Source organism: Streptomyces sp. MGP-P1 (assembly GCF_057766565.1).
Map to the genome: position 1 here is coordinate 1085869 of NZ_JBYMEM010000006.1, position 23549 is coordinate 1109417.

Below are 23549 nucleotides of genomic sequence, written 5' to 3' on the forward strand. Positions count from 1 at the left end.
AGCGCGGCGGCGGGTAGGCTCTCGGGCGGATTCGTCAGGAGCGCGGGCCGCCCGCGCTCCTCACATCCGGGGCCTGGGGCGTACCGCACGCTGTGCACCACCTTGGTGTGAGCTGTGCGTCTTCTCCGCAGTTCTGCGCACCCGCCCTCGTCCGGACGCATCAAGGGCAACTGACTGGTACGTGCAAATTATTTGGGATGCCCCGGAATAGGAACACCGGGGCCCTCGGGCTCGTTGTCACGACGTGAGCACGACACCACCTGTACTTGCCGCAGAGCTGGCACAGGCGTGGGCCGACATTCAGCGGTACCACCCCGAGCTGCCCGATCTTGCCGCGCCCGAGTCCCTGATCGGAGAGTCCTCGTCCGCCTGTGGCGCCGAGCTCTCCTTCGAGCGACTGCTCCATGAGGCAGTCCACGGCATCGCCGCCGCGAGAGGAGTCCGAGACACCTCCCGCGCCGGCCGTTACCACAACCGACGCTTCCTCGCGATCGCCGAGGAGCTGGGCCTCGATCATGCCGAGGAACCCCACCCCAGCAGCGGATTCTCGCTGGTCACGCTGAATCCCGAAGCCAAGCGCCGGTACCGCCCGACCGCCGAACGGCTGCAGCGCGCCCTCAAGGCGCACACCGTCGCCACCGCCGCCGACACCAAGCGCTCCTTCCGCGGACCTGCCGCCCGGCACGGTTCCTCCGGGGGCGGTGTGCGGGTCAAGGCCGTCTGCGACTGCGGACGCAACGTCCGCGTCGTCCCGTCGGTCCTGGCGCAGGCGCCGATCGTCTGCGGCGGCTGCGGCAAGCCGTTCCGGATCCCGGAAGCGGTCGCGGTGGGGTGAGGCGATGGCGTGTGGCACAATGGCTAGCTGTACTCGACAGTCGCACAGGACCCCTCTCTCCTCCGGCTGACGCGTCCATCGGGCACTCCGAGTACCGCAACCCCACGTGGCATCTAGTTGTGCCCAACCACGTCATAGACCAGGAGACACCACTTCCGTGGCAGTCAAGATCAAGCTGAAGCGTCTGGGCAAGATCCGTTCGCCTCACTACCGCATCGTCGTCGCCGACTCCCGTACCCGCCGTGATGGCCGGGCCATCGAGGAGATCGGCCTGTACCACCCGGTGCAGAACCCCTCGCGCATCGAGGTCAACGCAGAGCGCGCGCAGTACTGGCTGTCCGTCGGCGCCCAGCCGACCGAGCCGGTCCTCGCGATCCTGAAGCTCACCGGTGACTGGCAGGCCCACAAGGGCCTCCCGGCCCCCGCGCCGCTGCTGCAGCCGGAGCCCAAGGCTGACAAGCGCGCGCTGTTCGAGGCGCTGTCCTCGGACGGCGACGAGGCCAAGGGTGAGGCCATCACCCCCAAGGCCAAGAAGTCCGACAAGAAGGCGGACGAGGCGGCTGAGGCCCCCGCGTCCACCGAGTCGACCGAGGCCTGAGCATGCTCGAGGAGGCTCTCGAGCACCTCGTGAAGGGCATCGTCGACAACCCCGACGACGTACAGGTTGCCGAGCGCACCCTGCGTCGCGGGCGCGTGCTGGAGGTCCGGGTCCACCCCGACGACCTCGGCAAGGTGATCGGCCGTAACGGCCGCACCGCTCGCGCCCTGCGCACGGTCGTGGGTGCCATCGGCGGCCGTGGGATCCGCGTCGACCTCGTCGATGTGGACCAGGTTCGCTGATAAGCGAGTTGAACACCGGCCAGGGCCGGGGAGGGCCTTCGGGCCGTCCCCGGCCTTTGTCGTCGGCCACCCGGACGTTTCCGACAGGTCGTCGACGTCCCCACCCCACCAATCGGAGAACAGCGTGCAGTTGGTAGTCGCGCGGATCGGCCGCGCCCACGGCATCAAGGGCGAGGTCACCGTCGAGGTACGAACGGACGAGCCGGAGCTGCGGCTCGGACCCGGCGCCGTCCTGGCCACCGAACCGGCGGCGACCGGTCCGCTGACGATCGAGACGGGCCGGGTCCACAGCGGCAGGCTCCTGCTGCGCTTCGAGGGTGTGCGCGACCGCACCGGCGCCGAGGCGCTGCGCAACACCCTGCTGATCGCCGAGGTGGACCCGGAGGAGGTCCCCGAGGACGAGGACGAGTTCTACGACCACCAGCTGATCGACCTCGACGTGGTGCTCGCCGACGGCACCGGGGTCGGCCGGATCACCGAGATCTCCCACCTGCCCTCGCAGGACCTGTTCATCGTGGAGCGCCCCGACGGCAGCGAGGTGATGATCCCCTTCGTGGAGGAGATCGTCACCGAGATCGACCTGGAGGAGCAGCGCGCGGTCATCACCCCGCCGCCCGGCCTGATCGACGAGAGCGAGGCCGTGGTCGCCTCCTCGCGCGATGACGGGGAAGAGGCAGCCGAGGACGCGGACGAGGCGCCGAAGGGCGACGGCTGATGCGGCTCGACGTCGTCACGATCTTCCCGGAGTACCTGGAACCGCTGAACGTCTCCCTCGTCGGCAAGGCCCGCGCCCGCGGCGTGCTGGACGTCCACGTCCACGACCTGCGGGAGTGGACGTACGACCGGCACAACACGGTCGACGACACCCCCTACGGCGGCGGCCCCGGCATGGTCATGAAGACCGAGCCCTGGGGCGAGGCGCTCGACGAGGCCCTGGCCGACGGCTACGAGGCCGGGGCGCACTCCCCGGTGCTCGTCGTGCCCACGCCCAGCGGCCGGCCGTTCACCCAGGAACTGGCCGTCGAACTCTCCGCCGAGCCCTGGCTCGTCTTCACGCCGGCCCGGTACGAGGGCATCGACCGCCGGGTGATCGACGAGTACGCCACCCGGCTGCGGGTCGTCGAGGTCTCCATCGGGGACTACGTGCTGGCCGGTGGGGAAGCGGCCGTCCTGGTGATCACGGAGGCCGTGGCCCGGCTGCTGCCGGGCGTCCTCGGCAACGCCGAGTCCCACCGGGACGACTCCTTCGCCCCGGGCGCGATGGCCGATCTGCTGGAGGGCCCGGTCTTCACCAAGCCGCCCGAGTGGCGCGGCCGCTCCATCCCGGACGTCCTGCTCAGCGGCCACCACGGCAAGATCGCCCGCTGGCGGCGGGACCAGGCCTTCGCCCGCACGGCACTCAACCGGCCCGACCTGATCGAGCGGTGCGAGGCGAGCGCCTTCGACAAGAAGGACCGCGAGATCCTCTCCATCCTCGGCTTCGCACCGGAGCCCGGCGGCCGATTTTGGCGCAGGCCCACCGCCGTGGAAGAATAGGCCGCTGCTGTACGTCCGGTGTGCGCCCCTGCCACAGGGGGAAAGACGCCCGCCCGACGTGATCAGCACTCCGAACTCTTCAACGACATTCCGTCGATGACCTGTGGCATCGGCGAAGAAAGCAGAAACCATGGCTTCCCTGCTCGATGGCGTCAACGCCGCCACCCTGCGTTCGGACCTCCCGGCGTTCCGCCCCGGTGACACCGTCAACGTCCACGTGCGCGTGATCGAGGGCAACCGCTCCCGTATCCAGCAGTTCAAGGGCATCGTCATCCGCCGCCAGGGTTCGGGAGTCAGCGAGACCTTCACGGTCCGCAAGGTCTCCTTCAGCGTCGGCGTCGAGCGCACCTTCCCGGTGCACAGCCCGATCTTCGAGAAGATCGAGCTCGTCACCCGCGGTGACGTCCGTCGTGCCAAGCTGTACTTCCTCCGTGAGCTGCGCGGCAAGGCCGCGAAGATCAAGGAGAAGCGCGACCGCTGAGCCGCCGCCGGTCATCCCCCTGGGGGTGACCCGTCCACAGCATGGCCGGATAAGCTTCGGCCGCGATGGACACGCAAGCACAGCACTCGGAGCGCGACCGCTCCCCGGAACCCGACACGGGGCCCGGGGAGAGGTCGCGCTTTTCGCGCATACGGGACCGTGTCGTCTCCGTCCTGTCCTGGCGGCGGGTGCTCACCGGGGTGGTCCTGGCCGTTGTCGCCCTGCTGCTGTTCAGCTCCTACGTGATCCAGCCGTTCCTGATCCCCAGCCGCTCGATGGAGCCCACGCTGGAGGTCGGTGACCGCGTCCTCGTGAACAAGCTGGCCTACCGTTTCGGCGCCGAGCCCGAGCGCGGCGACGTGGTGGTCTTCGACGGCACCGGCTCGTTCGTACGGGAGGATCTCGACGCGAACCCGCTGACCGGGCTGGTGCGCGGCGCGGCCTCCTCCCTGGGGCTCACGGAGCCCGCCGACACCGACTTCGTGAAGCGCGTGGTGGGCGTGGGCGGTGACCGCGTCGTCTGCTGCGACGCGCGGGGAAGGCTCGCGGTCAACGACGTGACGGTGGACGAGCCGTATCTGCACCCGGCTGACACGGCCTCCCGGGTGCCCTTCGACATCGTGGTCCCCGCCGGCACCCTGTGGATGATGGGGGACCACCGCAGCCGCTCCAGCGACTCCCGGGACCATCTCGGATCGCCCGGCGGCGGGATGGTCCCCGTCGAGCGGGTGACCGGCCGGGTGGACTGGCTGGGCTGGCTGCCTGCCCGGACGGGTTCGCTGGAGGGGACCGGAGCCTTCGACGGTGTACGGGCGCCCGGCGCGGCGCATGGGTAACCGCGGGCGTCCGCGCGGCGCACCCGGTCCCGACGCGGCCCTGCCGACCGGGACCACCCGGCCGCGCTCCCTGCCCACCCGGGCGGAACGCCGCCGACTGGCCAAGAAGGTCCGGCGTAAGCGGCGCGGCTCCGCGGTGCGGGAGATCCCCGTCCTCGTCGTCGTGGCGCTCCTGATCGCGCTCGTCCTGAAGACGTTTCTGGTGCAGGCGTTCGTCATCCCGTCCGGGTCGATGGAGCAGACCATCCGGATCGGCGACCGGGTGCTCGTGGACAAGCTGACCCCGTGGTTCGGATCGGAGCCGCAGCGCGGCGACGTCGTGGTGTTCAAGGACCCCGGCGGCTGGCTCCGGCAGGAGAGCCCCGCGGAGAAGAAGGACCTGCCGATCGGCGTCAAGCAGGTCACCGAACTGCTGACCTTCATCGGGCTGCTGCCGTCCGACGACGAGCAGGACCTGATCAAGCGGGTCGTCGCGGTCGGCGGCGACACCGTGAAGTGCTGTGGCGAGGACGGCCGGGTCACCGTCAACGGCGTACCGCTGGGCGAGACGTACCTCCACCCCGACGACCGGCCCTCGACCATCTCGTTCGAGGTGAAGGTTCCCGAGGGGCGGTTGTTCATGATGGGGGACCACCGGTCCGACTCGGCCGACTCCCGCTTCCACCTCGACGAGCCCGACCGGGGCACGGTCTCCGAGGAAGAGGTCGTGGGGCGGGCCGTCGTGATCGCCTGGCCGTTCGGCCACTGGAGCACCCTGGAACAACGCGACGCCTTCAGCGCGGTCCCGGACGCGCGGGCATCGGAGGCGGCGGCTCCGGCCCCGTCGAATAGTGTGGCACCTCCGGATCCCTATGGAATGGTCCGGCTCCCGACCCCTGCGGAACTCCCGCTCGTTATGGGAGTGGTGGGCCTGCACCGGATCGGGCGCGGGCAGTGGCACGTATTGAGGAGTGGATGTGGGGGATTTGGCGGTCGGCGCACGATCCGGACACGACGAACCCGAGGACCGGCCGGAGCGCGACGAGTCTCCCGCGGGCGGGGCGGCGGTCCCGCCGGAGGGTGAGGGCGACCCTCCGGGCGGCGACGGCGGCAGGCCGGCCAGGAGGCAACGTTCCTTCTGGCTGGAGCTTCCGCTGCTCGTCGGCATCGCGCTGGTTCTGGCGCTGCTGATCAAGACGTTCCTGGTCCAGGCGTTCTCGATCCCCTCGGACTCCATGCAGAACACGCTGCAGCGGGGTGACCGGGTGCTGGTCGACAAGCTGACCCCGTGGTTCGGCTCGGAGCCGGAGCGCGGCGAGGTCGTGGTCTTCCACGACCCGGGCGGCTGGCTGGAGGACACCGTGACCCCGGAGCCCAACGCGGTGCAGAAGTTCCTGAGCTTCATCGGTCTGATGCCCTCCTCCGAGGAGAAGGACCTGATCAAGCGGGTCGTCGCGGTCGGCGGCGACACCGTGGAGTGCAAGGAGAACGGCCCGGTCACGGTCAACGGGAAGAGCCTGGACGAGAAGTCGGTCATCTTCCCCGGCAACACCCCGTGCAACGACAAGCCCTTCGGCCCGATCAAGGTGCCGGACGGCCGGATCTTCGTCATGGGCGACCACCGGCAGAACTCCCTGGACTCGCGCTACCACCAGGAGCTCCCGGGACAGGGCACGGTCTCCACGGACGAGGTCGTCGGCCGAGCCGTCGTCATCGCCTGGCCGCTGGGCCGCTGGGCGACCCTCCCCGTCCCGGACACCTTCGACCAGCCCGGTCTGAACGCGGCCGCGGCGATGGCGCCGGCGGCACTGGGCGTAGCCGGTGCGGTGCCCCTCGTGTTGTGGCGCCGCCGGAGGCTGACCGCCGGGCGTACCGCCGGGTAGGGTGCCGACTCGGATCAGCGATTGTCGATCTCCGACGGGGGAGCGCTGGGATGAGCGGTACAGAACGCGAGGAAGACGGCCGCGGCCGGCTCGGCGCCATGGTGTCGGGCTTGGCCGTGGCCGTCGGCTGTGTGCTCTTCCTCGGCGGTTTCGTCTGGGCGGCGGTGGTCTACCAGCCCTACACGGTCCCGACCGACTCGATGTCCCCCACGGTGAAGCCCGGTGACCGGGTGCTCGCCGAGCGGATAGACGGCGCCGATGTCCGGCGCGGTGACGTGGTGGTCTTCACCGACCAGCTCTGGGGCGCCACACCGATGATGAAGCGCGTCGTCGGGATCGGCGGCGACAAGGTGACCTGTTGCGACCGGGAGGGCAGGCTCACCGTCAACGGAACCCCCGTCGACGAGCCCTACCTCGACCGGGGTCCGGCGGCCCCGGGCACGAAGGCTCCGGCCTCGCCCCAGGACTTCTCCGCCACCGTGCCCCAGGGGCAGATCTTCCTGCTCGGCGACGAACGGGCCACCTCCCTGGACTCCCGGGTCCACCTCCAGGACGGTGGCGAGGGCTCCGTGCCGCTGAGCGCGGTGCGGGCCCGGGTGGACGCGGTGGCCTGGCCGATGGACGGCATGATCGACCGGCCCTCCTCGTTCGCCGCGCTGCCCGGCGGGGTCTCCGAAGCCGGGCCGCTGCGGTTCCAGCTGGGCGCGATCGTGGTGGGAGTCCTCCTGATCCTCGGCGGCGCGGTGTACGGGCCCGTGGCGGGGCGCCGCGCCCGCCGGAGGACGCCCGCCGGAGCGGCCCGATGACCTCCGGGGCCCGCAGGGTCGCCCGGGTGGTCCTGCTGGACCCCGACGACCGCGTCCTGCTGCTGCACGGCCATGAGCCGGACGACCCGGACGACACCTGGTGGTTCACCCCGGGGGGTGGCCTGGAGGGCGACGAGACCCGGGAGGCGGCGGCCCGCCGCGAGCTGGAGGAGGAGACCGGGGTCACGGACATCGAGCTGGGCCCGCTGCTCTGGACCCGGATCTGCTCTTTCCCGTTCGACGGGCGTCGCTGGGACCAGGACGAGTGGTACTACCTGGCCCGTACGACGCGGACCGCGACGGCCCCGCGGGGTCTCACCGAACTGGAACTGCGCAGCGTCGCCGGTCTGAGGTGGTGGACTTCCGCCGAACTGCTCGCGACGCGTGAGACGGTGTACCCGACCAGACTCGCCGAGCTGCTGCGCACGCTCCTCGACGAGGGTCCCCCGTGCGTTCCGCTGGTTCTGGCCCCCGAAATCGTCTAATCGTCCAGGGGTGCCGGAGGCTGACGCACAATGGGGGCACGCACGGCTGAAGGGGAAACATGCCATGAGCGCCGAGGACCTCGAGAAGTACGAGACCGAGATGGAGCTGAAGCTCTACCGGGAGTACCGCGATGTCGTCGGTCTGTTCAAATATGTGATCGAGACCGAACGGCGCTTCTACCTCACCAACGACTACGAGATGCAGGTGCACTCCGTCCAGGGTGAGGTTTTCTTCGAGGTGTCCATGGCGGACGCCTGGGTCTGGGACATGTACCGGCCCGCGAGGTTCGTCAAGCAGGTCCGCGTGCTGACCTTCAAGGACGTCAACATCGAAGAGCTCAACAAGAGCGATCTGGAACTTCCGGGAGGCTGACCCCGCGCTGCCCGGTGCCGGGCCCCCGATACGCGCGTCGCGGATACGACCCGGTCACCCTTGTGGGTGGCCGGGTTTTCCACATTCGCGAAGTTGTCCACCAAGATCCACATCTTGGGGCGGGCCGCGTCACAGTCGGTGCCGGAGGTGGTGCCGATATGAACGCACGGGGGGCACTCGGGCGGTACGGCGAGGATCTGGCGGCGCGGCTGCTGGCCGAAGCCGGAATGGCGGTGGTCGAGCGCAACTGGCGCTGTCGCGCCGGAGAGATCGACATCGTGGCCAGGGACGGCGACGCCCTGGTCTTCTGCGAGGTGAAGACGCGCAGGTCACACGGGTTCGAACACCCCATGGCGGCGGTCGGTCCGGTCAAGGCGGACCGGCTGCGACGGCTCGCCGAGATCTGGCTCGACCGGCACGGCGGCCGCCGCCCGGCGGGGTCCGCATCGATCTGATCGGGGTGATCGTGCCCCGGCGCGGAGCCCCGGTCGCGGAGCACGCCCGGGGGGTGTCCTGATGGGCTTCGCACGAGCGTGTTCCGTGGCGCTGGTCGGCGTCGAGGGTGTGGTGGTGGAGGTCCAGGCGGACCTGGAGCCGGGCGTGGCGGCCTTCACCCTGGTCGGACTGCCGGACAAGAGCCTGGTCGAGAGCCGGGACCGGGTGCGGGCCGCCGTGGTCAACTCCGGTGCCGAGTGGCCGCAGAAGAAGCTCACGGTCGGCCTCTCCCCGGCCTCCGTGCCGAAGAGCGGTTCGGGTTTCGACCTCGCCGTCGCGTGTGCGGTCCTCGGCGCGGCGGAGCGGATCGACCCCGCCGCGATCGCCGACGTGGTGATGATCGGCGAGCTGGGCCTGGACGGCCGGGTCCGTCCGGTACGGGGCGTGCTGCCCGCCGTCCTCGCGGCGGCCGAAGCGGGGTACGAGCAGGTCGTCGTCCCCGAGCAGACGGCCGGGGAGGCGGCCCTGGTGCCGGGGGTCTCGGTCCTCGGCGTCCGGAGCTTGCGCCAGCTCATCGCCGTCCTGTGCGACGAACCGGTGCCCGAGGAGCCGGTCGACGGCCAGGGACGCCCCGACGCCATGCTGGCCGGGCTCATGATCCCGGGCACGGGCCTCGGTACGGGGCTCGTCCCGGCCGCCGGGCGGGGCGACGGGCACCGGCCCGACCTGGCGGACGTCGCGGGGCAGCCGCGCCCCCGCCAGGCCCTGGAAGTGGCCGCGGCCGGGGGACACCATCTGCTGTTCTCGGGCCCGCCGGGCGCCGGCAAGACCATGCTGGCCGAGCGGCTGTCGTCGGTCCTTCCGCCGTTGACCCGGCAGGAATCCCTCGAAGTGACGGCGGTCCACTCCGTGGCGGGCATCCTCCCCCCGGGTGAACCACTCGTCTCCCGGGCGCCCTACTGCGCCCCGCACCACTCGGCGACAATGCAGTCCCTGGTCGGCGGGGGCAACGGCATGCCGAGGCCCGGGGCGGTGTCCCTGGCCCACCGCGGGGTGCTCTTTCTGGACGAGGCCCCCGAGTTCTCGGGCAAGGCCCTCGACGCGCTGCGGCAGCCGCTGGAGTCGGGGCACGTGGTGGTCGCGCGGTCCGCGGGGGTGGTGCGGCTGCCGGCTCGTTTCCTGATGGTGCTGGCCGCCAATCCGTGCCCCTGCGGCCGGCACTCGCTCACCGGCGCGGGCTGCGAGTGCCCGCCCTCGGTCGTCCGCCGCTATCAGGCGCGGCTGTCCGGGCCCCTCCTGGACCGGGTGGACCTGCGGGTCGAGGTGGAGCCGGTCGACCGCGCGGACCTCCTGGGGCAGGGCGGCCGGGGCGAGTCGACGGCCGTCGTCGCCGCACGGGTGCGGGACGCCAGGGCGCGGGCGGCCGAGCGGCTGGCCGGCACCCCGTGGACCACGAACAGCGAGGTCCCGGGCCATGAGCTGCGGACCCGGCTGCTCGTGGCTCCGGGAGCGTTGGCGGCCGCGGAGCGGGATCTGGAGCGCGGGAGCCTCACGGCCCGGGGCCTGGACCGGGTGCTGAGGGTGGCGTGGACCGTGGCGGACCTGCGGGGAGCCGCCCGCCCGGACGCCTCCGACGTGGCGGTCGCCCTGGAGCTGCGTACGGGCATCCAGCGCGGGGTGCCGATGGGGGTGGGGGAGCGATGACCGGGGTGACGGGGGAGGGGCTGCCGGGGCGGGGGTGCCCGCCGGGGCCTGGCCTGGAGTCGGCCCGGGACGGTGGCCCGGGCGAGAGCCGAGGGCGCGGGCCGGACCATGTGTGCGGGGCGGGGCCGGACCGGGCGTGCGGGGCGGGGGTGGGACGGAAGGACGGGGCGGGGCTGGACCGAGGTGACGGGGCAGAGCCGGACCATGGGTGCGGGGCGGGGGTGGGCCGGGTGTACAAGGCGGGGCCGGGCCGGGAGGGCGGCGTGCAGTCCGGCGGCCGGGGGCACGGGCCGGAGTCGGTCCGGGACGGTGGCCGGGATCCCTTGCGGCACAGGGACGCGGAGCGGTTGGCCAGGGCCGCGCTGACCCGGGTGCTGGAGCCGGGCGACGAGCGCGCGGGGCGCTGGCTCCGGCAGACCGGCCCCATCGAGCTGATGCGGAGGCTCACCGTCGAGGACGGCTCCGCCGAGAAGCTGCCGGGGATGACGGCCGCACGGCTCGGGGGCTACCGGCTGCGGGCCGCCGGGGCGGAGCCGGGGCGGGACCTGGCCGCGGTCGCCGCGGTGGGCGGGCGCTTCGTCTGCCCGGGCGACCGGGAGTGGCCGAGCCAACTGGACGACCTGGGCGACGCGCGGCCCGTCGGGCTCTGGGTGCGGGGGCGGCCCGATCTGCGGCTGTGGTCTCTGCGCTCGGTCGCGGTGGTCGGCGCGCGGGCCTGCACCCCGTACGGGGCGCACATGGCGGCGGCCCTCGGCTCCGGGCTCGCCGAGCGGGGCTGGGTGGTGGTGTCGGGCGCGGCGTTCGGGGTGGACGGGGCAGCCCACAGGGCGCGCTGGCCGCGGGCGGAGCGACCACGGCGGTCCTGGCCTGCGGGGTCGACGTCGCCTACCCGCGCGGGCACGCCGAGTTGCTCGGGCGGCTGGCCCAACAGGGCCTCATCGTCGCCGAGTTGCCCCCGTCCTCCCACCCCACCCGAAGCCGATTCGTCCTGCGCAACCGCGTCATCGCCGCGCTGACCAGGGGGACGGTCGTCGTCGAGGCCGAATACCGCAGCGGTTCGCTGGTCACAGCCCGCCAGGCGCAACGGCTCGGCCGCTTCGCGATGGGGGTCCCCGGGCCCGCCACCAGCGGACTGTCGGCAGGGGTCCACGAGCTGTTGCGCGGTGAGGGCGTGCTCGTCACCGACGCGGACGAAGTCGTCGAACTGGTTGGGAACATCGGCGACCTGCCACCGGTCCGCCGCGGCCCGGTGCTGCCCAGGGACCACCTGGACGCGGTCGCCGCGAGGGTCCTCGACGCACTCCCTTACCACGGTGTCGCCCACCCCCGTGACCTCGCCCGCACCGCAGGGACGTCCGCCGACGAAACGCTCGGTCGACTGTACGAACTGCACTCACTGGGGTTCGTCGAACGCGAAGGCGACGGCTGGCGATTGACGCCTCCGTCGGCACGCAACGACGACGCGCGGCGAGGCGGTACTTGACCTGGAGCATTCGGGTGAAAAGGTAAGGCCGATGACCTCGCACGATCGATCGGTGACCTGTTCAGGGGCCCGTGCCCACGGCGGCTGCCCCGGCCTTCGGCGGGCGCGGACGGCGTGAACGGCGCAACGCGATCAGGCGGCGGGGATCTCCCGTCCTGCGCGGACTGCGACGTCACAGTCACGCTACGCTCACAAGGATTCCGCCCCAGACAAAAGTCCCCCAGCACTTCACGGCAGAACGGCTCAAGGCACCACATGCCCCAGCACACCTCCGGGTCTGACCGCGCGGCAGTACCACCGGTTGCGCGTGGCACTGTGCGCCCTCCGCCCCCTCCTCCCTCGACGAGTTGTGGCGCTCGTACAAGACCACGGGCGACGAGCGACTGCGGGAGCAGCTGATCCTGCACTACTCGCCGCTTGTGAAGTACGTCGCGGGCCGGGTGAGCGTGGGGCTGCCGTCCAACGTCGAGCAGGCCGACTTCGTCTCCTCCGGGGTCTTCGGACTGATCGACGCCATCGAGAAGTTCGACATCGAACGGGCCATCAAGTTCGAGACGTACGCGATCACCAGGATCCGCGGTGCGATGATCGACGAACTCCGGGCCCTGGATTGGATCCCCCGGTCCGTCCGGCAGAAGGCGCGGAACGTGGAGCGCGCGTACGCCACGCTGGAGGCGCAGTTCCGGCGTACGCCGTCGGAGGCCGAGGTCGCCTCGGAGATGGGCATCGCGCTGGAGGAACTGCACGCCGTTTTCAGTCAGTTGTCGCTGGCCAACGTGGTCGCCCTGGAGGAGCTGCTGCACGTCGGCGGCGAGGGCGGCGACCGGCTGAGCCTGATGGACACCCTGGAGGACACCGCCGCGGACAATCCGGTGGAGGTCGCGGAGGACCGCGAGCTGAGAAGACTGCTCGCGCGGGCCATCAACACTCTTCCCGACCGCGAGAAGACCGTGGTGACCCTCTACTACTACGAGGGACTCACCCTCGCGGAGATCGGCAACGTCCTCGGGGTGACCGAGAGCAGGGTCAGCCAGATCCATACCAAGTCCGTGCTCCAGCTCCGGGCGAAGCTGGCCGACGCGGGCCGCTGACACCCCCCTCCGAGCACTCTCCGGCCATCCGATCGGCGGCCGTGCCCTTCCCCCGCACCCCTGCCGCCGTAGAGTGGAGGCGTGCCCAGGATTCGAGCGGCCTCGGTGGCCGAGCACCGGACCATGCAGCGCGGCGCCCTCCTGGACGCCGCGCGCTCCCTGCTGTCCGAGGGCGGTACGGAGGCGCTGACCTTCCCCGCGCTCGCCGAGCGCACGGGCCTCGCGCGCTCCTCCGTGTACGAGTACTTCCGCTCCCGTGCCGCTGTCGTCGAGGAGCTGTGCGCCGTCGACTTCCCCGTCTGGGCGGCCGAGGTCGAGAACGCCATGCAGGGTGCCGAGACGCCCGAGGCGAAGATCGAGGCCTATGTGCGCCGGCAGCTCGACCTCGTCGGGGACCGTCGCCACCGGGCGGTCGTCGCAATCTCGGCGAGTGAGCTGGACGCGGGCGCCCGGGAGAAGATCCGGGCCGCGCACGGCGGACTGATCGCCATGATCGTCGAAGCGCTGGGCGACCTCGGCCACACCCAGCCGAGACTGGCCGCCATGCTCATGCAGGGTTCGGTCGACGCCGCCGTGCGCCGTATCGAACTGGGTGTCGCGGAGGAGCCGGGCGTCATCGCGGACACCGTCGTCGCGATGGTCCTGCGCGGCGTGAGCGGCTGATCCGGACGGCGTCCGGCTCCGGCACCCCGAACACCGGCAGCAGCCGCGAGGGGCCCTTCCGCAGCAGTGAAGGCGGCAGCAGCGAGAGCGGGTCCAGATAGGCGTCCCCGCGCCGCAGCCCCCAGTGCAGACAGCCCTCGTCGCAGTGGAAGGGCCCTTCCTCCAGCACCCCGACCGGCTGCCCGGCCCGGGCGCTCGCGCCCTCCTCGACCAGCGCCCGCACCGGCTCGTACGTGGTGCGCAACGGCGGCGAACCGCTGCCGGCCACCTCGACGGTGACCACCCCCCGCCCCGCCACCCGGCCCGCGAAGGACACCCGGCCGTCGGCGGCCGCCAGCACGCGGGCGCCCGGCCCCGCCGCGAGGTCCACGCCGCGATGGCCGGGCCCGTACGGACCGGCGGGCGGCTCCCACCCCCGTAACACCGTGGGCCTCCCCGTCAGCGGCCAGCTCCGGGCGTCGCTGCCGGTGCCATCCTCCGTGCCACCGCCCGTGCCACCTACCGTGCCGCCGCCCGGACGGACGCCCGCACGGACGCCCGGACGGAAGGACGCGTCGGTGCCCGCTCTCGGCGAGGACGCCAAGGCTGCGGCCGGGACGACGGACCTACCCGGGGCCGAGGGGCCGGCCGGAAGCGGCACGCACAGCGGGAGCGCGAGGAGCACCGAGAGCACCAGGAGCAGCGGGAACGCGGTGCGGCGGGCGGGGGAGCGGCGTGGGCCGGACGGAAGGCGCATGACGCCACGATGGCCCGGAGGCCTGGATTCCGGGGATCAAGGACCGCTTCTGTGGACTACTCGCCGGTTGTGGATATCGGGGCCACCCGGCCGTGGACGTCACGGTCGCACGGTTGTGGACATCGCCGTCACCAGGCACCCGACCGGTCCCGTACACTTCTTACGGCGATCCGGGTCACCGGGTCGACTTCGCACGCCCCGCCATCTCCCTCTTCTCGGAGGTGGCCGCGCTCCTCGGTCCCTCGTGGCACGGCGCGTCGGGGCGTCAGGCGCGAGCGCAAACCTGCGGTCGCGATAACCGAGCACCTCAAGGAGTACGGCCATGGCCGTCGTCACGATGCGGGAGCTGCTGGAAAGCGGCGTCCACTTCGGTCACCAGACCCGTCGCTGGAACCCGAAGATGAAGCGCTTCATCTTCACCGAGCGCAACGGCATCTACATCATCGACCTGCTCCAGTCGCTGTCGTACATCGACCGCGCCTACGAGTTCGTCAAGGAGACCGTCGCCCACGGCGGCTCCATCATGTTCGTGGGTACGAAGAAGCAGGCCCAGGAGGCCATCGCCGAGCAGGCGACGCGCGTCGGCATGCCGTACGTCAACCAGCGTTGGCTCGGTGGCATGCTCACCAACTTCTCCACCGTCTACAAGCGCCTTCAGCGTCTGAAGGAGCTTGAGCTCATCGACTTCGAGGACGTGGCCGCCTCCGGCCTCACCAAGAAGGAGCTCCTGGTCCTCTCGCGCGAGAAGGCCAAGCTGGAGAAGACCCTCGGTGGTATCCGCGAGATGCAGAAGGTGCCCAGCGCCGTCTGGATCGTCGACACCAAGAAGGAGCACATCGCCGTCGGTGAGGCGCGCAAGCTCCACATCCCGGTCGTCGCGATCCTCGACACCAACTGCGACCCCGACGAGGTCGACTACAAGATCCCGGGCAACGACGACGCGATCCGCTCCGTCACCCTGCTCACCCGCGTGATCGCCGACGCCGTCGCCGAGGGCCTCATCGCCCGCTCCGGTGCCGCCACCGGTGACTCGAAGCCGGGCGAGAAGGCCGCCGGCGAGCCCCTCGCCGAGTGGGAGCGCGACCTGCTCGAGGGCGACAAGAAGGACGAGACCGCGGCTGCCGCCGACGTCCAGTCCTCCGTCGAGACCGAGAAGGACGCCGAAGCCGACGCCGAGACGCCGGCCGAGGCCGTCGCCGAGGCCGAGGCCACTGTCGAGGCTCCGGCCGCCGCCGAGGCCCCGGCCGCCGACGCGGACGCCGAGCAGGCCTGACACCCGTCACGGCTGCTGACGGCGGGGGCCGACGCCACAAGCGTCGCCCCCGCCGTTCACCCGTAGATCTTTCAGACTTCGAGAGAGACATACAGACTCATGGCGAACTACACCGCCGCTGACGTCAAGAAGCTCCGCGAGCTCACCGGCGCCGGCATGATGGACTGCAAGAAGGCGCTCGACGAGGCCGACGGCAACGTCGACAAGGCCGTCGAGGCGCTCCGTATCAAGGGCCAGAAGGGCGTCGCCAAGCGCGAGGGCCGCTCTGCCGAGAACGGTGCCGTCGTCTCCCTCATCTCCGAGGACCAGACGTCCGGCGTCCTCCTCGAGCTGAAGTGCGAGACGGACTTCGTCGCCAAGGGCGAGAAGTTCCAGGCCGTCGCCAACACCCTCGCCGCTCACGTCGCCGCGACCTCCCCGGCCGACATCGAGGCGCTCCTCGCCTCCGAGATCGAGGCCGGCAAGACCGTCCAGGCGTACGTCGACGAGGCCAACGCCAACCTCGGCGAGAAGATCGTCCTGGACCGCTTCGCGCAGTTCACCGGCGCCTACGTCGGTGTGTACATGCACCGCACCATGCCCGACCTGCCCCCGCAGATCGGTGTGCTGGTCGAGCTGGACAAGGCCGACGCCGAGCTGGCCAAGGGCATCGCGCAGCACATCGCCGCCTTCGCCCCGAAGTACCTGTCCCGCGAGGACGTCCCGGCCGAGGTCGTCGAGGCCGAGCGTCGCGTCGCCGAGGAGACCACGCGCGCCGAGGGCAAGCCCGAGGCCGCGCTCCCGAAGATCGTCGAGGGTCGGGTCAACGGCTTCTTCAAGGAGGCCACCCTCCTGGGCCAGCCGTACGCGCTGGACGCCAAGAAGTCGGTCCAGAAGGTCCTGGACGAGGCCGGTGTCACCCTGAAGCGCTTCTCGCGCATCAAGGTCGGCATCTGAGTCCGTCCGGGCGAACCGCACCGGACCCGCTAGGGTCGAGAGGGTATCCGGCGCATCATGACCGGGTCCGCGACGTCTGACACGGCACCTCGCAGCGTTGCCGAAACGTCCGAATCGCTCCGCGAGAGGGACGTTCCAGCGCCTTGCGATGCACCGCACCAGACGCCGTGGCCTGTCCGTCCCTGATGCGCCGGACACCCCAGGTGCAGTCGACGGCCGCACCCACGCCGGACGACCGCAGATCTGACGAGGAGGCCATTGCCGCTGTAGGGACACCAGACCCACCGGCAATGGCCTTCTTCGTATGTGCACGAGGAGAATTTCCATGGAAAAGGGCGCGGACGCCATTCAGGCCGACGACCAGCGCGACGACGACAAGGGTTCCGGACGCTTCATGCTGAAGCTCTCCGGTGAGGCATTCGCCGGCGGCGGCGGTCTCGGCGTCGACCCCGACGTCGTGCACACCATCGCCCGCGAGATCGCCGCCGTCGTACGCGACGGCGCCCAGATCGCGGTGGTCATCGGGGGAGGCAACTTCTTCCGCGGCGCCGAGCTCCAGCAGCGCGGCATGGACCGGGCCCGGTCCGACTACATGGGCATGCTCGGCACCGTCATGAACTGCCTGGCGCTCCAGGACTTCCTGGAGAAGGAGGGCATCGACTCGCGCGTCCAGACCGCCATCACCATGGGCCAGGTCGCCGAGCCGTACATCCCGCTCCGCGCCGTACGGCACCTGGAGAAGGGGCGCGTGGTGATCTTCGGCGCCGGTATGGGCATGCCGTACTTCTCCACCGACACCACCGCCGCCCAGCGTGCCCTGGAGATCGACGCCGAGGCGCTGCTCATGGGGAAGAACGGCGTGGACGGGGTCTACGACTCCGACCCCAAGGCCAACCCCGACGCGGTGAAGTTCGACGCACTGGAGTACGGCGAGGTGATCACCCGCAATCTGAAGATCGCCGACGCCACCGCCATCACGCTCTGCCGTGACAACCAGCTCCCGATCCTCGTCTTCGAGCTGACGACCGAGGGCAATATCGCTCGCGCGGTCAAGGGTGAGAAGATCGGCACGCTCGTGAGTGACGAGAGCACCCGGGCCTGACGGCCCCCCAGGATGGACAACGGCCTGCCGGTCGGACACCGTGCAGGTGAGGACGCGACGCAGGACCCGCAGGGCCAGGCGATGACGACGCCGGGCCCACCCAAGACACGCAGGAGCACGTGGTGATCGAAGAAATCCTCCTCGAGGCCGAGGAGAAGATGGAGAAGGCCGTTGTCGTCGCGAAAGAGGACTTCGCCGCGATCCGCACCGGCCGCGCGCACCCGGCGATGTTCAACAAGATCGTCGCCGACTACTACGGCGCGCTGACCCCGATCAACCAGCTGGCCTCGTTCTCGGTTCCCGAGGCGCGGATGGCCGTCGTGACGCCGTTCGACAAGACCGCGCTGCGCAACATCGAGCAGGCGATCCGTGACTCCGATCTCGGCGTCAACCCGAGCAACGACGGCAATATCATCCGGGTGACGTTCCCCGAGCTCACCCAGGACCGCCGCAAGGAGTACATCAAGGTCGCCAAGACCAAGGCCGAGGACTCCAAGATCTCCATCCGCTCCATCCGCCGCAAGGCCAAGGAGACCCTCGACAAGCTCGTCAAGGACAAGGAGTCCGGCGAGGACGAGGTGCGCCGCGCCGAGAAGGAGCTTGACGACACCACCGCGAAGTACGTCGCGCAGGTGGACGAGCTGCTCAAGCACAAGGAAGCCGAGCTGCTCGAAGTCTGATGAACGACTCTTCCTGGGGTGCCCCGCAAGGAGCCGGTCACTGGGGCACGCCCGAGATGAGGGCTGCCCCGGCGGGTCCTGCCCACGATGTGCATGGCGCCCAGCAGACTCGGCCCATGCCCAACGTGCCGGACGTTCCCGACGCAGGTAGAGACGCGCAGAGCCGCGAGCACCGGGACAGGGAAGCCGCTCACGTCAGCGGCCCCCTGTTCCGTGACGAGAAGCCGCAGGAGCCCATGTCCACCCCGGTTCCGCCCCCGCCGCAGAAGAAGCGTGCGGGGCGTGATCTGCGTGCGGCCATAGGGGTGGGCCTGGGTCTCGGCGCCGTCATCGGCGTCTCGCTGTTCATCGTGAAGGCCGCTTTCATCGGCGTGATAGTGGCCGCGGTCGTCGTCGGCGTCTGGGAGCTGACCTCCCGCCTCCGGGAACGCAAGGGCATCAAGGCGCCCCTGGTGCCGCTGGCCGTCGGCGGAGCCGCGATGGTCGTCGCGGGTTACGCGCGAGGACCCGAGGGCGCCTGGATCGCGATGGCCCTGACCGCCCTCGCGGTGCTGGTCTGGCGGATGACCGAGCCGCCGGACGGGTATCTCAAGGACGTCACGGCCGGGGTCTTCGCGGCTTTCTACGTACCTTTCCTGGCCACCTTCGTCGCCCTGATGCTGACGGCGGACGACGGGTCGTGGCGGGTCCTGACCTTCCTGATCCTCACCGTGGTCAGCGACACCGGGGCGTACGCGGTCGGCTGGCGCTTCGGCACGCACAAGCTCGCCCCGCGCATCAGCCCCGGCAAGACCCGCGAGGGCCTGTTCGGAGCGGTCGCCTTCGCGATGGTCGCCGGCGCCCTGTGCATGGAGTTCCTGATCGACGACGGCGCCTGGTGGCAGGGTCTGTTGCTCGGCCTCGCGGTCGCGGCCAGCGCCACTCTCGGCGACCTCGGCGAGTCCATGATCAAGCGGGACCTCGGGATCAAGGACATGGGCACCCTGCTCCCCGGCCACGGCGGCATCATGGACCGGCTGGACTCGCTCCTGCCGACCGCGCCGGTCGTCTGGCTGCTGCTGGTGCTGTTCGTCGGCTCCGGCTGACCGCTTCGGCATCCCGGCACCACCGGCACCCTGTCCCACCTGCACATTTTACGAGTGAGGGTCCGTCGTCCACAGGGCGGCGGACCCTCGCCCGTCTGTCTGCGACACTGGATGAACCATGCCTAAGCCCGGAGAACTCACTTTCGTCGCGCCCCGCGGATCCAAGAAGCCGCCGCGGCACATCGCCGACCTCACGCCCGCCGAGCGCAAGGAAGCGGTCGCCGCGACCGGTGAGAAGCCGTTCCGCGCCCAGCAGCTCTCGCAGCACTACTTCGCGCGGTACGCGGCCGACCCGGCCGAGTGGACGAACATCCCGGCCGGATCGCGGGAGAAGCTCGCCGAGGCGCTGTTCCCCGACCTGATGTCCGTGATGCGGCACATCAGCTGCGACGACGACACCACCCGCAAGACCCTGTGGAAGCTGCACGACGGGACGCTCGTCGAGTCCGTCCTGATGCGCTACCCGGACCGCGTCACGATGTGCATCTCCTCGCAGGCCGGCTGCGGTATGAACTGCCCCTTCTGCGCCACCGGGCAGGCCGGCCTCGACCGCAATCTGTCGACCGCCGAGATCGTGCACCAGATCGTCGACGGCATGCGCGCCCTGCGCGACGGCGAGGTGCCCGGCGGGCCCGCGCGGCTGTCCAACATCGTCTTCATGGGCATGGGCGAGCCGCTCGCCAACTACAACCGGGTGGTCGGCGCGATCCGTCGCCTCACCGACCCGGAGCCGGACGGTCTCGGCCTCTCGCAGCGCGGGATCACCGTCTCCACCGTGGGCCTCGTCCCGGCCATGCTGCGCTTCGCCGACGAGGGCTTCAAGTGCCGTCTCGCCGTCTCTCTGCACGCCCCGGACGACGAGCTGCGCGACACCCTGGTCCCCGTCAACACCCGGTGGAACGTCCGCGAGGTGCTGGACGCCGCCTGGGAGTACGCGGAGAAGTCCGGCCGCCGGATCTCCATCGAGTACGCCCTGATCCGGGACATCAACGACCAGGCCTGGCGCGGCGACCGGCTCGGCCGACTGCTCAAGGGCAAGCGGGTGCACGTCAACCTGATCCCGCTGAACCCCACGCCGGGCTCCAAGTGGACCGCCTCGCGGCCCGAGGACGAGAAGGCCTTCGTGGAGGCCATCGCCGCCCACGGCGTGCCCGTCACCGTCCGCGACACCCGCGGTCAGGAGATCGACGGGGCCTGCGGGCAGCTCGCGGCCTCCGAGCGCTAGCCGACTGCCGGGGCCGGCGGCCTCCGAGCGCCGGCCTCGCCCGGGCGGCCGAAAACCGCCGGTGTAGCCTGAGGCCGAAATCAACTTCATATTCCGACAGGGGAGCGCCACAGCGCTGAGAGTGCGGCACCAAGGACAGGTTGGCCGCAGACCCTCTGAACCTCGCCCGGGTCATTCCGGGTAGGAAGTTCGGACCTTACTCAAGCTGTTGCGCCCTGCCCGCTTCCGGTTCGCCGGACGGCGGGCGGGGCCGCGTCTCTTCCTGGTCACCTCCAGGAGGAATCACATGAACACCACCACGAAGTACGCGGCGACCGCGCTCGCCGCCGCTCTCGGCGTCACGCTGCTAGCGGGCTGCGGCGACGACGGGTCCGCCGGCTCCGGGGAGTCCAAGGGCCCGGCCTCCAAGACCGTGACCCTGGTCAGCCACGACTCCTTCAACGTCTCGGACAAGGTGCTGAAGGCGTTCACGAAGGAGTCCGGCTACAAGGTCGAGATCCTCAAGAGCGGCGACGCCGGGGCCGCGCTCAACCAGGAGATCCTCACCAAGGGCTCCCCGCGCGGCGACGTCTTCTTCGGCGTCGACAACACCCTGCTCTCCCGCGCCCTCGACAACGGCCTGTTCGCCGCGTACGAGGCCAAGGGCCTGGACACGGTCGCGGCGGACACGCAGACGGACGAGAAGAGGCGGGTCACGCCCGTCGACACCGGCGACATCTGCGTCAACTACGACAAGCAGTACTTCACCGAGAAGAAGCTCGCGCCGCCGAAGACCTTCCAGGACCTGCTCGAGCCCGCGTACAAGAACCTCCTCGTCACCGAGAACGCCGCGAGCTCCTCGCCCGGTCTCGGCTTCCTGCTCGGCACCATCGCCGTGGAGGGAGAGGACGGCTACGAGGCGTACTGGAAGAAGCTGAAGGCCAACGGCGTCAAGGTCGTCGACGGCTGGGAGCAGGCGTACAACGAGGAGTTCTCCGGCTCCGCGGGCGGCAAGAAGGCCAATGCCGACCGGCCGCTCGTCGTCAGTTACGCCTCCAGCCCGCCCGTCGAGGTGCTCTACGCCGACCCGCAGCCCAAGGAAGCCCCCACCGGGGTCGCCACCGGCACCTGCTTCCGCCAGACCGAGTACGCCGGGCTGCTGACCGGGGCGAAGAACGAGGCGGGTGGCAAGGCGCTGCTGGACTTCATGATCAGCAAGACGTTCCAGGAGGACATGCCGCTGAACATGTTCGTGAACCCGGTCGTGAAGGACGCGGCCCTGCCCGAGCTGTTCACGAAGTTCGGCGAGAAGATCGACACGCCTCCCACCGTCGCGCCCGAGAAGATCACCGCCAACCGTGAGCAGTGGATCCAGTCGTGGCAGTCGCTGGTCCTGAAGTAGAGCCCGGGGCGAAGACAGCCGGGGCCGCCCGGACCCGACGCGGGCCGGGGCGGCGCGGGGCCGCGCTGCGGCTCGGCCTGATGGCCGTGCCCGTGGCGTTCTTCGCGCTGTTCTTCGCCTATCCCGTGACCGCTATCGTCGGCCGCGGGCTCAAGGCGGGAGGCGACTGGCAGTTCGGGCGGATCGGCGAGGTGCTGGCCCGCCCGGACATCCTCGACGTCCTCTGGTTCACCACCTGGCAGGCCCTCGCCTCGACCGCGCTCACGCTGCTGATCGCCCTGCCCGGGGCGTACGTCTTCGCCCGGTTCGACTTCCCCGGCAAGCAGCTGCTGCGGGCGGTCGTCACCGTGCCGTTCGTGCTGCCCACCGTCGTCGTCGGCACCGCGTTCCTGGCGCTGCTGGGGCGGGGCGGGCTCCTCGACGAGGTGTGGGGCGTCCGCCTGGACACCACCGTGTGGGCGATCCTGCTGGCCCACGTCTTCTTCAACTACGCGGTGGTCGTGCGGACGGTGGGCGGGCTCTGGTCCCAGCTGGACCCCCGGCAGGAGGAGGCCGCCCGGGTGCTCGGCGCCGGACGGTTCGCCGCCTTCCGCCGGGTGACGCTGCCCGCGCTCGCCCCGGCCGTCGCCGCCGCCGCGCTGATGGTCTTCCTCTTCACCTTCACCTCCTTCGGCGTCGTGCAGATCCTCGGCGGACCCGCCTACTCCACGCTGGAGGTGGAGATCTACCGGCAGACCGCGCAGCTGCTGGACCTGCCGACGGCCGCCGTGCTGACCCTGGTGCAGTTCGCCGCGGTCGGCGCGATCCTCGCCGTGCACGCCGCGACCGTACGCCGCCGGGAGCGGGCGCTGAAGCTGGTCGACCCTGCCCAGACCTCCCGCAGGCCGCGCGGTCCCGGACAGTGGGCGCTGCTCGGCGGCGTCCTGCTCACCGCGCTGCTGCTGATCCTGTTGCCGCTCGGGGTCCTGGTGGAGCGTTCCTTCGATGGAGCCGGCGGGTACGGCTTCGGCTACTACCGTGCCCTCCAGTCGGCCGGGTCCGGCGGCTCCTCCACCTTTTTGGTCCCGCCGCTGGAGGCCGTCGGCAACTCCCTGCGGTACGCGCTCGTCGCGACGGTCATCGCGCTCGTCGTCGGCGGGCTCGCGGCGGCGGCCCTGACGCGGCGGGCCGGGCCGCTGGTCCGCGGCTTCGACGCGCTGCTGATGCTGCCGCTCGGGGTGTCCGCCGTCACCGTCGGCTTCGGCTTCCTGATCACCCTGGACGAGCCGCCGCTCGACCTGCGGACCTCCTGGATCCTGGTCCCGCTGGCCCAGGCGCTGGTCGGCGTCCCCTTCGTCGTGCGGACCATGCTGCCCGTACTGCGCGCGGTCGACGACCGGCTGCGGGAGGCCGCCGCCGTGCTGGGGGCCTCCCCGCTGCGGGCCTGGCGGGAGGTCGATCTGCCGCTGGTGCGCCGGGCGGTGCTGGTCGCGGCGGGCTTCGCCTTCGCCGTCTCCCTCGGGGAGTTCGGCGCGACGGTCTTCATCGCGCGGCCCGACAACCCGACCCTGCCGGTCGCCGTCGCCCGGCTGCTGGGCCGGTCCGGGGAGCTCAACTACGGGCAGGCGATGGCCCTCAGCACGATCCTGATGCTGGTGTGCGCGGTGTCGCTGCTGCTTCTCGAACGTATCCGCACCGACCGATCCGGGGAGTTCTGAACGA

23 protein-coding genes and 3 pseudogenes are annotated in these 23549 nt (G+C 70.9%); 25 read left to right on the top strand and 1 reads right to left on the bottom strand.

All coding sequences use genetic code 11. The features are described 5' to 3' along the window. The first annotated feature begins 244 nt into the window (after nucleotides 1–244). From AC3CH1_RS20605 to AC3CH1_RS20685, 17 genes and pseudogenes are all read left to right on the top strand, one after another. Nucleotides 245–835 carry a hypothetical protein gene (locus AC3CH1_RS20605; RefSeq protein WP_488464251.1) on the top strand — a complete coding sequence of 197 codons (591 nt, stop codon included), beginning with the start codon at nucleotides 245–247 and terminating at the stop codon, nucleotides 833–835. Between the two features lie 157 nt (nucleotides 836–992). Next, on the top strand, nucleotides 993–1433 hold the full coding sequence (gene rpsP, locus AC3CH1_RS20610) for a 30S ribosomal protein S16 (protein WP_215108526.1): 441 nt from the start codon (nucleotides 993–995) through the stop codon (nucleotides 1431–1433). A gap of 2 nt (nucleotides 1434–1435) precedes the next feature. Then, nucleotides 1436–1675, top strand: a complete 240-nt coding sequence (locus AC3CH1_RS20615; protein ID WP_003965959.1) for an RNA-binding protein — start codon at nucleotides 1436–1438, stop codon at nucleotides 1673–1675. A 124-nt stretch (nucleotides 1676–1799) separates the two neighbouring features. Further along, entirely contained in the window at nucleotides 1800–2390 is a 591-nt protein-coding gene (gene rimM / locus AC3CH1_RS20620) for a ribosome maturation factor RimM (RefSeq protein ID WP_488464252.1), read from the top strand. Then, nucleotides 2390–3211, top strand: a complete 822-nt coding sequence (gene trmD, locus AC3CH1_RS20625; RefSeq protein ID WP_488464253.1) for a tRNA (guanosine(37)-N1)-methyltransferase TrmD — start codon at nucleotides 2390–2392, stop codon at nucleotides 3209–3211. Before rimM ends, trmD begins: the two co-directional genes overlap by 1 nt. Nucleotides 3212–3341: 130 nt before the next feature. Further along, the gene (rplS, locus tag AC3CH1_RS20630; RefSeq protein WP_265599056.1) at nucleotides 3342–3692 is read left to right on the top strand and encodes a 50S ribosomal protein L19; all 351 of its coding nucleotides are present in this window, start codon (nucleotides 3342–3344) and stop codon (nucleotides 3690–3692) included. Nucleotides 3693–3757: 65 nt separating this feature from the next. After that, nucleotides 3758–4528, top strand: a complete 771-nt coding sequence (gene lepB / locus AC3CH1_RS20635) for a signal peptidase I (RefSeq protein ID WP_488464254.1) — start codon at nucleotides 3758–3760, stop codon at nucleotides 4526–4528. Continuing rightward, nucleotides 4521–5591, top strand: a complete 1071-nt coding sequence (lepB, locus tag AC3CH1_RS20640; protein WP_488464255.1) for a signal peptidase I — start codon at nucleotides 4521–4523, stop codon at nucleotides 5589–5591. The genes lepB (AC3CH1_RS20635) and lepB (AC3CH1_RS20640) overlap by 8 nt, the downstream gene beginning before the upstream one ends. Beyond that, on the top strand, nucleotides 5494–6390 hold the full coding sequence (gene lepB, locus AC3CH1_RS20645) for a signal peptidase I (protein WP_488464455.1): 897 nt from the start codon (nucleotides 5494–5496) through the stop codon (nucleotides 6388–6390). The genes lepB (AC3CH1_RS20640) and lepB (AC3CH1_RS20645) overlap by 98 nt, the downstream gene beginning before the upstream one ends. A gap of 50 nt (nucleotides 6391–6440) precedes the next feature. After that, complete coding sequence (gene lepB, locus AC3CH1_RS20650; RefSeq protein ID WP_488464256.1) at nucleotides 6441–7196, top strand: signal peptidase I; 756 nt, start codon at nucleotides 6441–6443, stop codon at nucleotides 7194–7196. Next, nucleotides 7193–7681, top strand: a complete 489-nt coding sequence (locus AC3CH1_RS20655; RefSeq protein WP_488464257.1) for an NUDIX hydrolase — start codon at nucleotides 7193–7195, stop codon at nucleotides 7679–7681. The genes lepB (AC3CH1_RS20650) and AC3CH1_RS20655 overlap by 4 nt, the downstream gene beginning before the upstream one ends. 64 nt (nucleotides 7682–7745) lie before the next feature. After that, nucleotides 7746–8054, top strand: coding sequence for a DUF2469 domain-containing protein (locus tag AC3CH1_RS20660; RefSeq protein ID WP_003965949.1), 309 nt, complete (start codon nucleotides 7746–7748; stop codon nucleotides 8052–8054). A 158-nt stretch (nucleotides 8055–8212) separates the two neighbouring features. Beyond that, nucleotides 8213–8571: pseudogene (locus AC3CH1_RS20665) on the top strand (YraN family protein). Beyond that, nucleotides 8571–10193 (top strand): YifB family Mg chelatase-like AAA ATPase, encoded by a 1623-nt coding sequence (locus AC3CH1_RS20670; RefSeq protein WP_488464258.1) that lies wholly within the window; start codon nucleotides 8571–8573, stop codon nucleotides 10191–10193. Before AC3CH1_RS20665 ends, AC3CH1_RS20670 begins: the two are co-directional and overlap by 1 nt. 371 nt (nucleotides 10194–10564) lie before the next feature. Beyond that, nucleotides 10565–11676 (top strand): annotated as a pseudogene (dprA, locus tag AC3CH1_RS20675) (DNA-processing protein DprA). A gap of 255 nt (nucleotides 11677–11931) precedes the next feature. After that, nucleotides 11932–12767: pseudogene (gene whiG, locus AC3CH1_RS20680) on the top strand (RNA polymerase sigma factor WhiG). Nucleotides 12768–12872: 105 nt separating this feature from the next. Beyond that, nucleotides 12873–13430, top strand: coding sequence for a TetR/AcrR family transcriptional regulator (locus AC3CH1_RS20685; RefSeq protein ID WP_018960723.1), 558 nt, complete (start codon nucleotides 12873–12875; stop codon nucleotides 13428–13430). Here AC3CH1_RS20685 and AC3CH1_RS20690 read toward each other — a convergent pair. Continuing rightward, the gene (locus AC3CH1_RS20690) at nucleotides 13381–14166 is read right to left on the bottom strand and encodes a murein hydrolase activator EnvC family protein (protein ID WP_488464259.1); all 786 of its coding nucleotides are present in this window, start codon (nucleotides 14164–14166) and stop codon (nucleotides 13381–13383) included. The two genes, AC3CH1_RS20685 and AC3CH1_RS20690, sit on opposite strands and share 50 nt — an antisense overlap. Before the next feature lie 322 nt (nucleotides 14167–14488). Between AC3CH1_RS20690 and rpsB the strand changes: the two genes are divergently transcribed. The 8 genes from rpsB to AC3CH1_RS20730 all read left to right on the top strand — a co-directional run bounded on the left by rpsB (nucleotide 14489) and on the right by AC3CH1_RS20730 (nucleotide 23545). After that, a complete protein-coding gene (rpsB, locus tag AC3CH1_RS20695) occupies nucleotides 14489–15439 on the top strand; it encodes a 30S ribosomal protein S2 (protein WP_488464260.1) in 951 nt (316 codons plus the stop codon). Nucleotides 15440–15538: 99 nt separating this feature from the next. Further along, the gene (gene tsf, locus AC3CH1_RS20700) at nucleotides 15539–16375 is read left to right on the top strand and encodes a translation elongation factor Ts (protein WP_018960720.1); all 837 of its coding nucleotides are present in this window, start codon (nucleotides 15539–15541) and stop codon (nucleotides 16373–16375) included. Nucleotides 16376–16700: 325 nt separating this feature from the next. Continuing rightward, on the top strand, nucleotides 16701–17477 hold the full coding sequence (gene pyrH, locus AC3CH1_RS20705; RefSeq protein ID WP_488464261.1) for a UMP kinase: 777 nt from the start codon (nucleotides 16701–16703) through the stop codon (nucleotides 17475–17477). A gap of 122 nt (nucleotides 17478–17599) precedes the next feature. Next, entirely contained in the window at nucleotides 17600–18157 is a 558-nt protein-coding gene (gene frr / locus AC3CH1_RS20710) for a ribosome recycling factor (RefSeq protein WP_018960718.1), read from the top strand. Continuing rightward, nucleotides 18157–19242 carry a phosphatidate cytidylyltransferase gene (locus AC3CH1_RS20715; RefSeq protein ID WP_488464262.1) on the top strand — a complete coding sequence of 362 codons (1086 nt, stop codon included), beginning with the start codon at nucleotides 18157–18159 and terminating at the stop codon, nucleotides 19240–19242. Before frr ends, AC3CH1_RS20715 begins: the two co-directional genes overlap by 1 nt. 118 nt (nucleotides 19243–19360) lie before the next feature. After that, on the top strand, nucleotides 19361–20467 hold the full coding sequence (gene rlmN, locus AC3CH1_RS20720; protein ID WP_018960715.1) for a dual-specificity RNA methyltransferase RlmN: 1107 nt from the start codon (nucleotides 19361–19363) through the stop codon (nucleotides 20465–20467). 286 nt (nucleotides 20468–20753) lie between these two features. Beyond that, the gene (locus AC3CH1_RS20725; RefSeq protein ID WP_488464263.1) at nucleotides 20754–21848 is read left to right on the top strand and encodes a thiamine ABC transporter substrate-binding protein; all 1095 of its coding nucleotides are present in this window, start codon (nucleotides 20754–20756) and stop codon (nucleotides 21846–21848) included. A gap of 80 nt (nucleotides 21849–21928) precedes the next feature. Beyond that, a complete protein-coding gene (locus AC3CH1_RS20730) occupies nucleotides 21929–23545 on the top strand; it encodes an ABC transporter permease (protein WP_488464456.1) in 1617 nt (538 codons plus the stop codon). The last annotated feature ends 4 nt before the right edge of the window (nucleotides 23546–23549 follow it).